Annotated in this window: 10 protein-coding genes; 5 read left to right on the forward strand and 5 right to left on the reverse strand. The window is 47.9% G+C overall.

Going from position 1 to position 11148, the window contains the following annotated elements:
- Positions 1 to 41: 41 nt before the first annotated feature.
- Positions 42 to 2633: an ATP-dependent chaperone ClpB gene (clpB, locus tag BLR15_RS06335; RefSeq protein ID WP_092985788.1), complete on the reverse strand. Its 2592-nt coding sequence runs from the start codon at positions 2631 to 2633 to the stop codon at positions 42 to 44.
- A gap of 146 nt (positions 2634 to 2779) precedes the next feature.
- Here clpB and BLR15_RS06340 point away from each other — a divergent pair, with 146 nt between their 5' ends.
- Together BLR15_RS06340 and pcp are read left to right on the forward strand one after the other, a co-directional pair.
- Positions 2780 to 3601 (forward strand): undecaprenyl-diphosphate phosphatase, encoded by an 822-nt coding sequence (locus BLR15_RS06340; protein WP_092985790.1) that lies wholly within the window; start codon positions 2780 to 2782, stop codon positions 3599 to 3601.
- 12 nt (positions 3602 to 3613) lie between these two features.
- Positions 3614 to 4255 carry a pyroglutamyl-peptidase I gene (gene pcp, locus BLR15_RS06345; protein ID WP_092985792.1) on the forward strand — a complete coding sequence of 214 codons (642 nt, stop codon included), beginning with the start codon at positions 3614 to 3616 and terminating at the stop codon, positions 4253 to 4255.
- 101 nt (positions 4256 to 4356) lie between these two features.
- On the opposite strand, the gene BLR15_RS06350 is transcribed toward pcp, so the two are convergent.
- Positions 4357 to 4665, reverse strand: a complete 309-nt coding sequence (locus tag BLR15_RS06350; RefSeq protein WP_092985794.1) for a metal-sulfur cluster assembly factor — start codon at positions 4663 to 4665, stop codon at positions 4357 to 4359.
- A 109-nt stretch (positions 4666 to 4774) separates the two neighbouring features.
- Between BLR15_RS06350 and BLR15_RS06355 the strand changes: the two genes are divergently transcribed.
- The 3 genes from BLR15_RS06355 to BLR15_RS06365 are packed head-to-tail and all read left to right on the forward strand — an operon-like array spanning position 4775 to position 7799.
- Positions 4775 to 5587 carry a Cof-type HAD-IIB family hydrolase gene (locus BLR15_RS06355; RefSeq protein ID WP_092985796.1) on the forward strand — a complete coding sequence of 271 codons (813 nt, stop codon included), beginning with the start codon at positions 4775 to 4777 and terminating at the stop codon, positions 5585 to 5587.
- A 19-nt stretch (positions 5588 to 5606) separates the two neighbouring features.
- Positions 5607 to 6449 carry a DegV family protein gene (locus tag BLR15_RS06360; RefSeq protein WP_092985798.1) on the forward strand — a complete coding sequence of 281 codons (843 nt, stop codon included), beginning with the start codon at positions 5607 to 5609 and terminating at the stop codon, positions 6447 to 6449.
- 3 nt (positions 6450 to 6452) lie between these two features.
- Positions 6453 to 7799 (forward strand): CoA-disulfide reductase, encoded by a 1347-nt coding sequence (locus BLR15_RS06365; RefSeq protein WP_092985800.1) that lies wholly within the window; start codon positions 6453 to 6455, stop codon positions 7797 to 7799.
- A 387-nt stretch (positions 7800 to 8186) separates the two neighbouring features.
- On the opposite strand, the gene BLR15_RS06370 is transcribed toward BLR15_RS06365, so the two are convergent.
- The 3 genes from BLR15_RS06370 to BLR15_RS06380 all read right to left on the reverse strand — a co-directional run bounded on the left by BLR15_RS06370 (position 8187) and on the right by BLR15_RS06380 (position 11115).
- Entirely contained in the window at positions 8187 to 9614 is a 1428-nt protein-coding gene (locus tag BLR15_RS06370; protein WP_092985802.1) for an alpha-amylase family glycosyl hydrolase, read from the reverse strand.
- Positions 9615 to 9749: 135 nt separating this feature from the next.
- On the reverse strand, positions 9750 to 10136 hold the full coding sequence (locus BLR15_RS06375) for a DUF1516 family protein (protein WP_092985804.1): 387 nt from the start codon (positions 10134 to 10136) through the stop codon (positions 9750 to 9752).
- Between the two features lie 76 nt (positions 10137 to 10212).
- The gene (locus BLR15_RS06380; RefSeq protein WP_092985806.1) at positions 10213 to 11115 is read right to left on the reverse strand and encodes a fumarylacetoacetate hydrolase family protein; all 903 of its coding nucleotides are present in this window, start codon (positions 11113 to 11115) and stop codon (positions 10213 to 10215) included.
- Positions 11116 to 11148 lie beyond the last annotated feature (33 nt).

Consider the following 11148-nt stretch of genomic DNA (forward strand, 5'->3'; position numbering starts at 1 on the left):
CAGCCTCTCGTTCCGGGGCATGGTTTTTATTTTCCACTGAATTATTTTTTTTCGAATTTAAGTTCGCCGTCAGCATAGTCGACTTTGAAGTTCAGGCCTTCGACCAGGTCGCTTTCGATCATCTTGCGGGCGAGTGGTGTCTCAATGTGTCTGGTGATGAAGCGTTTCAGCGGGCGGGCGCCGAATTGGGGTTCGTATGCTTCATCTGTAATCCAGCTTTTCGCGGCGTCTGAAACTTCGACGCTCATGTGCTGGGAATCGAGTCTGCGGTTCAGATCGACGATCAGTTTGTCGACAATCATGCCCATGTTGTCTTTCGATAATGGGCTGAACATGACGATGTCGTCCATGCGGTTGATGATTTCCGGCTTGAAGTACATGTGGACTTCGTTCATCACGGTATCTTTGACTTCGTCCGTCAGCACGCCGTCATTTTCAACCGCATCGAGCAGATGTCCGGAGCCGATGTTTGAAGTCATGATGATGATTGTGTTTCTGAAATCGACTGAACGTCCTTTCGAGTCTGTCAGACGTCCTTCGTCCAGCAGCTGAAGCAGGATGTTGAATACATCATTGTGCGCCTTCTCCACTTCATCGAGCAGGATGACGGAGTACGGCTGCCGGCGGATGGCTTCAGTCAGCTGACCGCCCTCTTCGTGGCCGACATAGCCCGGCGGTGCGCCGATGAGTCTTGAAACGGCGTGTTTTTCCATATATTCACTCATATCGATCCGGATCATGTGCTTCTCGGAGTCGAACATCGTCGACGCAAGTGTTTTGGCAAGTTCTGTCTTGCCGACACCGGTCGGTCCTAAAAATAAAAAGCTCCCGATCGGACGGTCCGGGTCCTTGATGCCGGCTCTTGCACGGATGACAGCATCCGCAACCAGATCGACGGCCTCATCCTGGCCGACGACGCGTTCATGCAGAATATCCGACAGCTTGAGCAGCTTGTCCTTTTCGGTTTCAACGAGTTTCGAAACCGGGATGCCGGTCCACGTGCTGACGATATAGCCGATCTCCTCTTCGGTCACGACTTCGCGGATGATCCGGTTTTCACCGGCACTCGCTTCCTGCAGGTTGTCCTCATACTCGGCCAGTTCCTTTTCAAGCTGAGGCAGCCTGCCGTGTCTGAGTTCTGCGGCACGCTCCAGTTCATAATTGTTTTCCGCTTCTTCAAGTTCCTGCCTTGCCTTGTCGACTTCGGCACGCTTTTCGTTCACGCGCCCGATCTGTTCCTTCTCTTTTTCGACACGCTGGGACAGGCTCGCCTGTGCTTCGCGCGCTTCCGACAATTCCTTCTGCAGTTCATCGAGGCGCAGTCTTGATACGGAATCATCTTCATTTTTAAGTGCCTGCTCCTCGATTTCAAGCTGCATGACGCGTCGGTTGATCTGATCCAGCTCGGTCGGATTCGAACCCATTTCCGTACGGATCGTGGCGCTCGCCTGGTCCATCAGGTCGATCGCCTTGTCCGGCAGAAATCTGTCCGTAATGTAACGGTCGGATAATTCCGCAGCCGCAACAAGGGCGCGGTCAGTAATTCTGACACCGTGGTGGACTTCATAACGCTCTTTCAGTCCGCGCAGAATGGAGATTGTATCTTCGACATCCGGCTCCGGTACCTGCACTTTCTGAAAACGGCGTTCCAATGCGGAATCCTTTTCGATATATTCGCGGTACTCATTCAGCGTCGTCGCACCGATACAGTGCAGTTCGCCCCTCGCGAGCATCGGCTTCAGCATATTTCCCGCATCCATGGCACCTTCAGTTTTACCGGCACCGACAAGCATGTGGATTTCATCTATGAATAAAATGATCCGGCCTTCGGATTCTTTTATTTCCTTCAGGACGGCTTTCAGACGCTCTTCGAATTCACCGCGGTATTTCGCACCGGCGACGAGTGCTGAAAGATCCAGTTCGAAAATGGTCTTATCCATCAGACTGTCCGGCACGTCGCGTCTGACGATCCGCTGTGCCAGCCCTTCGACGATTGCCGTCTTACCGACACCCGGCTCCCCGATCAGTACCGGGTTGTTTTTTCTTTTACGGCTTAAAATGCGCACGGTACTTCTCACTTCTTCATCACGGCCGATGACGGGGTCGACGTTTCCCTGCCTGACCTCTTCGACCAGGTCACGGCCGTATTTTTCCAGCACTTCATATTGTACTTCAGGATTTTGTGATGTCACATGATTCCCTCCTCTGATTTTCTCTATGACTTCCTTGACAATTTCATCTTTGTTTCCGACAGTTTCTTTCATTATATTGTCATTCTGGATCGCAGCAAGCAGCATATGTTCCTGGGATATGAATGTATCTCCCATTTCAGCCATATATTTCTCCGCCCGGTTCACAATCGCTGTAAATCCGTTTGACATGTACTGGCCGTACTGGACATTCTCGCCGGTGACCACATTATATTTCTGCAGTTTTTCGTCATATTTTTCAATGAGTGCATCCACATCGATATTGACGCGTTCCAATATATCTCTCGACATGCTTTCATCGATGGCAAGCATCGCTTTTACCACCGCTTCAGATTCTATCGCCTGCAGTTTCAAATCCACCGATATGCTCTGCGCACGTTCGATGATCGACTGCACTTGATAGGTCATTTTATTTATATCCATAAATGTCACCTCACATGAATTTTAAGGGTTTGACCTTTTTTGACCTTAATTTAATTATACTACTTTTTACCCTCTTTTCAAGTTATTTATCGCTTTTAAATGAAATTTATTTTATACTATAGTTTAGATTTTTAGGAGGCGTATCAATGGAATTTTGGGAACTGATCAAATACATATTTTTAGGGCTGCTCCAGGGAGTCACCGAACCGATTCCGGTATCATCGAGCGGACACCTGGTAATCGCGAGGGAACTTTTCGGCATCGAGGCAACCGGCCTGTCCTTTGAAATATTTTTGAATACCGCATCACTGTTCGCTGTTTTATTCATTTACAGAAACGATATCATTAAAATCATTAAAAATTTACTGAGATTTTTATTTCAGGGAGCGAGGGACGACCAGGCCGTCAAGGATGCAAAGTACACGATGTATCTGATCATCGCGACGATTCCTGTCGGCATCATGGGGCTTCTTTTAAATGACGTCATCGGCGACAACATCTCGATCGGTTTCGTCGGCCTGATGCTTCTCATCACGGGCATCGCCCTGTGGTTCATTAAAAATAAGCGCGGTCAGAAGCGTGACGGCGAACTCACGGTCAAAGACTCCGTCATCGTCGGTCTCTCACAGGTCGTCGCACTGACGCCGGGCGTCAGCCGGAGCGGCGCGACACTGGTCGGGGCGATGGCCGTCGGACTGAATCAGAAAAACGCGCTCAGATTCGTCTTCCTGCTCTACATCCCCGTGTCACTCGGGACAGCACTGATCGGCATCCCGGACATCATAGGCGACCCGAACATCGACACACTGTGGCTCGCATACGTGCTTGCATTCGTGGCATCACTCATTGCGACCTACTACGCACTCAGATGGCTGCAAGGCGTCATGGAACGCGGCAACCTGATCATATTCAGCTACTACTGTTTTGCACTTGGAACATTTTCAATACTTTACCAGCTCGTATTTTAAGGATGTGTTTTGATGAAAATTCTGGTTACGGGATTCGACCCGTTCGGCGAAGACGATATCAACCCTTCTTATGAAGCCGTGAAGAAACTGCCGGATAAGATCGGCCGGTTTGAAATCGCGAAGGCGGAGATTCCGACCGTCTTCCGTAAATCAAAAGATGTTTTACGGGAACTCATGGTCAGCGATGATTTCAACTTTGTCCTTGCGGTCGGTCTCGCCGGCGGCAGAAGTGAAATGTGCGTCGAGCGCGTCGCCATCAACATGGATGACGCGAGAATTCCGGATAATGAGAACAACCAGCCGATCGATGAGATGATCGAGCAGGAAGGCCCGCCGGCGTACTTTTCCAATATGCCCGTGAAAAAGATGGTCCAGGCGATGGATGAGGCAGGCGTGCCCTCACGCCTGTCGAACACCGCCGGCACGTTCGTCTGCAACCACGTCCTCTACCAGCTCGGCAGCCTCGCGGACACGGAATTCCCCGCTGTGAAGTTCGGGTTCATCCATGTCCCGTATGCCAAAGAGCATGCTGAAAATAAAAACCGTATGCCCGCGATGCCGCTCGATGATATCGTCAGAGGGCTGCACGCGGCAATCGAAGCGATGGTGGACGAGGGCGACGACCTCAGGCGCCCGTTTGGAGAGTTACATTAATATGATTGAATTTGAAGATCAGACGGCTGCGGCCGTCTTTTTATTTTCTAAAAAGCAAAAGACCGCCACAATGTGACGGTCTTTCGTTATATAGTCATCTATTAGCTGACGCCGAGCGCAATCTTGGCATAGCGGCTCATCTTGTCCTTGTCCCAAGGCGGGTTCCAGACGATGTTCACTTCTGTATCCTGTACTTCAGGCAGTTCTGCGAGTGCCTGTTTGACACCGTCTACAATCTGCGGTCCCATCGGACAGCCCATCGATGTCAATGTCATTTCAACACCTGCATTGCCGTCTTCGTCAAGGTTCACGCCGTAAACGAGTCCAAGGTTGACGATATCTATACCAAGTTCAGGGTCGATTACATTTTCAAGTGCTCCGAACATGCTTTCTTCCATTTCCTTTTCCATCCATCTCACTCCTTATGAGAAATACTTGTCTTTATGATAACAAATTATTAACAAGGTTTAAATATAAATGCTATCATGGAATTGTGAACTTTAATAGAGGAGCTAAGCTATGGAGAAGTATTTAATCTGTCTGGATCTGGACGGAACATTATTAACGGATGATAAAACGATCAGTCCGTACACAAAAAAGGTTTTGAATGAACTGAAAACAAAAGGACATGAAATAATGATCTCCACGGGGAGACCTTACCGTGCGAGTCAGCCTTACTATACAGAACTTGGTATGACGACGCCCGTTGTCAACTTCAACGGTGCTTTCGTCCACCACCCGCACGACTTCAATTTCAAGACGGTCCATGAAGAACTGGATCTTGATGTGGCCATCGAGATTGCACGCAGGGTTCCGGACCTCAACATACAAAATATCGTTGCGGAAATAAAAGACACCGTCTACCTGCATTATCACGACGAAGTTTTATTTGATGCATTCAGCATGGGTGAGCCCGTCGTCAAAGTCGGCGAACTGACGCAGACGATGGAGGAGGGACCGACAACGATCCTGATCCAGGCCGAAGAAAAAGAGATTCCGGGAATCAGACAGGAACTGGATGACCTGTTCGCAGAGGCGATCGAGCACAGACGCTGGGGTGCACCGTACCCGGTTCTTGAAGTCATCAAAAAAGGGATCAACAAAGCCGTCGGTGTGGACTATGTCCGCGGCTATCTCGGCATCGATCAAAAAAACACCATCGCATTCGGCGATGAGGACAATGACACCGAAATGCTTGAGTACGTCCAGCATGGCGTCGCGATGCAGAATGCCATCGATGACATCAAATCCGTTGCGGACCATGTTACGGATTCGAACAATGAAGACGGTGTCGGTAAATTTTTAGCAGATTACTTTAATTTAAAATTATAAAACATGAAAGGGGTATAATATGATTTTATTTGCAGACAGCTGTGCGGATATACCATTGGAAGACAGTAAAAGACGGGGGATAGAAATTTTGCCCCTGACAATCAATATTGGTGATAATAACTACAAAGATCAGATTGATATTTCAAGTGAAGAGGTCCTTCAGGCAATCACCGACGGTGAACGTCCGAAAACTTCCCAGATTAACCCTGAAAATTTTGTTGAAAGTTTCAAACCTTTCCTTGAAAAAGGCGAATCCATTTTATACATCGCATTTTCAAGTGAACTGTCAGGAACTTATCAAAGTGCGTTGATTGCACGTGATACCCTTCTCGACGATTATCCAGAAGCGGATATCACAATCATCGACACGCATGCTGCAAGCTACGGTCTCGGCATGATTGTTGAGAGTGCAAGTGATGATATGAAAAACGGTTTATCCGATGAAGAAGTGATTAAAAACGCTGAAAAAAACGTTAAAAACATCCGTCACTTCTTTACGGTGAATGACCTGGATTATTTGGCAAAAGGCGGGAGATTATCCAAGGGTAGTGCATTTCTCGGCGGACTTCTGAACATCAAACCGCTTCTCCATGTTGAAGACGGCAAACTCGTTCCGCTTGAAAAACACCGAGGTATCAAAAAGGTGTTCAAAAGCATGATCAAGCATATCAATGACGATCAGATCACAGGCAAAATCCATATCACGCAGTCGAATGCGCTGGATTCCGCCGAACTGTTAAAAAAGAAGATTCTTGAGGAAACTGAAGTCAAAGTCGTCAATATCAGCATGATCGGCCCGACAATTTCAAGCCACACAGGCAACGGTACAATCGCGATGTTCTACTTCAACGAAGGAGTGTAACCGATGGCAAAAGTCATAGTAGTCGGCGGCGTCGCAGGCGGCGCCACAGCAGCGTCCCAGCTCAGGCGCCTCAATCAGGAAATCGACATCACCATTTACGAAAAAGACCGCGATATCAGTTTTGCGAACTGCGGCCTGCCCTATCATATCGGCGGCGAGGTCGACGAGCGCCGCAAACTGATTGCTGCGACACCCGAATCATTCAATGAAAAAGACGTGTCCGTATTCACTTACCATGAAGTGGTCGGTGTGAATACCGACAAGCAGTTTGTCACTGTCAAGAACATGACAACCGGCGAAGAATTCAACGATACTTACGATTACTTGATACTTTCACCGGGCGGCAGGGCAAGAGTCGTCCCCGGCCTTGAAAATGTCGAAGAAGCATTTGCGCTTCATAACATAGAAGATATGGACAGAATCATGGAGTACATTGATGAAAATAAAATCCAGGAGGCCGTTGTCGTCGGCACCGGCTTCATCGGTATGGAGATGGCCGAGAATTTGAGATTGCGTGATATCGGTGTGACCGTCGTCCATAGAAATGAAAATATTTACGGACATATCGAAGCCGATGTCGTCGCTGTGCTCCATCAGGAAATGGAGAAACACGGCATCGATTTGAAACTCAATGCAGAAGTCGAACGCTATCGGGACGGGTATGTTTATTTGACGAATAATGAAAAGGTCAAAGCGCCCCTCGTCATTCAGGGTATCGGGCTCAATCCGAATACTGAATTTCTGAAGGATTCCGGCATCAAGATGACCGGGCGAGGTCTGATACCCGTTAACGAGTACGGCCAGACGAATGTGAAGAATGTCTACTCGCTCGGCGACGTCATGGAAACCAGATATCTACATGTCCCTGAACAGCCGGCAAACATCAAACTCGCCTGGCCCGCCCACCGTATCGCCTATGTGATCGCGAACCATATTCACGGTGAATACAATGTGAAGTTCGAAGGGCTTCTCGGCACGAACATCATGAGATTCTTTGATTATGAAGTCGGTTCCGTCGGCATTCCTCAGGAAACCGTCAGAAATTACGAACATTTCGTCATCGACCATCAGCAGAATTTCAAGGCAGGCTACATGGAAGGTGCGTCGAAGATTAAAATCAAGATTTATGTCGCACATGACGGCACGATCTTAAGAGCTTCCGTCATTTCCAAGAGCGGCGTCGATAAACGGCTCGACACACTGGCTGCACATATCCGGATGGGCGGAAAAGCCCAGGATCTCGTCAATGTCGAAGTCGCCTATTCCCCGCCGTTCTCAAGCCCGAAAAGCTTTTTGAACATGGTCGGATACAAAACAATCGAAGAAATGAAAAAGCGCGGACTGATGTAAACTTTTTAAACCACAACCCACCTTTTTTTAGGCGGGTTGTGGTTTTTATTTTCTGTGGAGCTGTGAGTCGACAGAAGTCCACGTGATTTTGATAAATGATGTCTGATGCCTGTGACACGACACCTGATCGTGCAGCAGCTTCGTGCCATTCTGATTTGAAAAATGGCACCAAACTCCATTTTTCTATAGTTTCATGCCATATCCTGCTGTGAAATGACACCAAAGCCGAATCCCGGATCAATTGATGCCATTTAAGCTGATAAAATGGCACCAAATCACATTTGCCACATACTTCATGCCACAAGTATGATATTTAACGCCCCACACTCCCACCAAAAAAACCACCGTAAAACCTCGCAGGGTTTACGGTGGCCTCAACTTTCACAGTTATGATTTTTTCTTATGTTTTCTGCCGTTCCATGCTGCAAAGAAGATGAATACTGCAAATCCGCCGAAGATGATGATGCTTGCTATGATGTAGCCGTTGTTGAAGCCCTGTTCTTCGATGATTGCGTACAGTTCTGTCTCTTCACGGTCGAGGACTGCGATGTATTCCCCCGGTGATGTCGCTCTGATCATATCACCGATCAGCATACCGCTCAGCACCTGGTTTTCATCGACATCGTCGAGTGCCAGGTTGACGCCGTTTGTCGCGCTAGTATCATTGACATTTAAAATAAAGTCCACTTCGTTGGTGTGATAGCGTGTGATGTAGTGCCCGTCGTTGTTGTGCAGTGTTTCAAGTTCGCCGGTCAGGGCATTCTTATGGTCGCTGTACACCTCGTTGATATGCTCTAAATAATCCACGACTTCCTGATCGGTCCACAGATCCATCTGCGGATGGATGCCCGGCATTTCTTCACCGTTGAAGGCGACTTCCGTTCCGTAAAGCATGCTGACCGGACCTGGGTGGCTGTACATATAAGTCATGACCTGCTTGACGCGCGTACCCGGGAACATGTTCTCGGCAACGGCATGGGAAGTGAATCGTTCACTGAACCAGTGGTCGACGAGCAGCATGTTTTCAGACTCCGGAATTTCCGGAATTTCACGGTCGACGGTCGCAAATGATTCCGCGAGTCCGGTTCTCATCGACTCTGTCGCCATATAATTAAAACCGCCTGCGACCGCATCTTCCGATGTCAAAAAGCCATAGGTCTTTATTCCTCCGGGAAGGATTTCTGACGCGTCGACATCATCCTGTGCGACCATCATCGACACGCCGTCGATGTTATACTCATCGACAAAATTCTGCACCATATCCTGATATTCGCTCTGGACGGATCCATCGGTCAAGTCCAGTATATCGATGTCCTTCTCTTCCAGATAGCCGCCGTAAATGTCATTGACGTTTACGTCATCCGCCGTATTTTCACCGTCGACAGACACTGCCGGAAGGTCGACGAATACTTCAAGGTCCATATCGTGCGCAGCCTCGACCAGGCTGTTCAGCCCTTCCTCACCGCCGAGTCCGGCATCGATCTCGTCATAACTTTCAACGTCGTAACCCAGATAATCATCATCTGAAAATTGGAAAACCGGTGACAGATGGATGGCCGTAAAGCCCATTTTTTTTATGTATTCGAGATTGTCCTCGATCCCCTGGAAATCGCCGCCGAAGCGCATTTCCGGGTTTTCATCCACGGTCACATTCTGATCACTATCCTCATCCGCATTCAAAAAGCGGTCGACGACGATGCTGTAGATCCTGTCCGCTTCTGTATCCGCCAATTCATCTGCAGATGTGTATGTATATGGTGTCAGCACTGCCGTGCCGGTTAAAAACATTATCATCATCAACTTAAATATCTTCATTATCTATGCCTGCCTTTAGTTTCATTCATACCAGTATACTAGATTTGTATATTTTCCGGTCGGTTTTAATGAAAAGTTCATAAAATCTATATAAAAAAACTGCAGACCGTAATGGCCTGCAGCATGCTGCCTCGATTAAAACATAGAGCTCAGAGGACCAAGCGGTAAATAAATACCCAGTCCGACAGTGATGACCAATACTATGATCGCTATGATTTTCAAAGTATTTGCAGAACCTGAGCCTTTCTGAGTCTTGATCAGGCTCATTTCCATAAGTGCAACGACCGCCAGGCCGAACAACACTTTAAGTCCGTACATCATGTGGCCGCCGGAAGCTCCGATGCCTTCCATGTTCTGAATGTAGACAATCAGACCGCTGAATATCAGGAAGATATAGTCTGCACGTAAAATCATATGAGACATTTTACCTGCATTGCCCTCGCCGCCTTTCTGATAGAAAACGAGCGCGATGACATACAAAATAACAGCAAGTACAATCGTAGTTAAGTGTAAATGTATCATTATACTTTCCTTTCTCCATTCGTTTATAAAGATTTCTAATCCATTATAGCACCGAATTCAACACATTTTCAGCCCTTTATTTTTCAATATGTGTCGTTAATGTGCCGATTCCGTTGATCGAGATGCGTATTTCATCCCCCGGCGCAAGATACTGCGGCGGATTCATGCCCGCACCGACACCGCTCGGTGTGCCCGTTGCGATGACGTCGCCCGGCTCGAGAGTGATGTACTTCGAAATTTCAGCAATCAGATCCGCGATTTTAAGGACCATGTCGTCCGTTGAACCATCCTGCCTGATTTCGTCGTTCACTTTGGTGACGATCGATGTCTGTTCAGGATTCGGAAGCTCATCTTTTGTGACGATGAACGGACCCATCGGTGAAGATCCTTTCAGGTTTTTCGACAGAAATGCCTGCGCGTGTTCCCTCTGGACGTCTCGTGCCGTAATATCATTGATGATCGTATAGCCGTAGATATAGTCGAGCGCCATGCTGCTGTCGATTTTCCATGCCTGTTTGCCGATGACGACCGCAAGCTCGCCTTCATAGTCCAGCTCCTTCGTAATATCCTGATGATTCGGAATGACCGCTTCGTCCCCCGCGAGGCTCGATGCCGCCTTCGTGAACACATAAAGGCTGTCCGCCTTGTTGTTCATCTCTTCAGCATGCTTTTTATAGTTGCGCCCCAGAGCGATGACGTTGTTCGGCGGCGTCACCGGCGCCAAAAATTTAATATCATTGAAAGGAGCTTTATAACGTTCAGGATTTTCCGTGTCGTTCGCCTTTTCCACCAGTTTTCTGACGATTTCCTGGAAATCCAATGTATGATAAGTTGAGATTCCTTCGAGTAAAGTCTTTGGATAATTATCCTCTTCTCCAAAATCCGCGAATAACTTTGGTAAAATCCATGCACTTTCTTCCCGTTTCACTTTTACCCCATAATAAGTAGCATCTTCATATTCAAAAGTTAAAAATTTCATGGAATTCTCTCCTTAAATTTTAGTTACATACAT

Origin of the sequence: Lacicoccus qingdaonensis (assembly GCF_900101075.1) — a bacterium.
GTDB lineage: Bacteria > Bacillota > Bacilli > Staphylococcales > Salinicoccaceae > Lacicoccus > Lacicoccus qingdaonensis.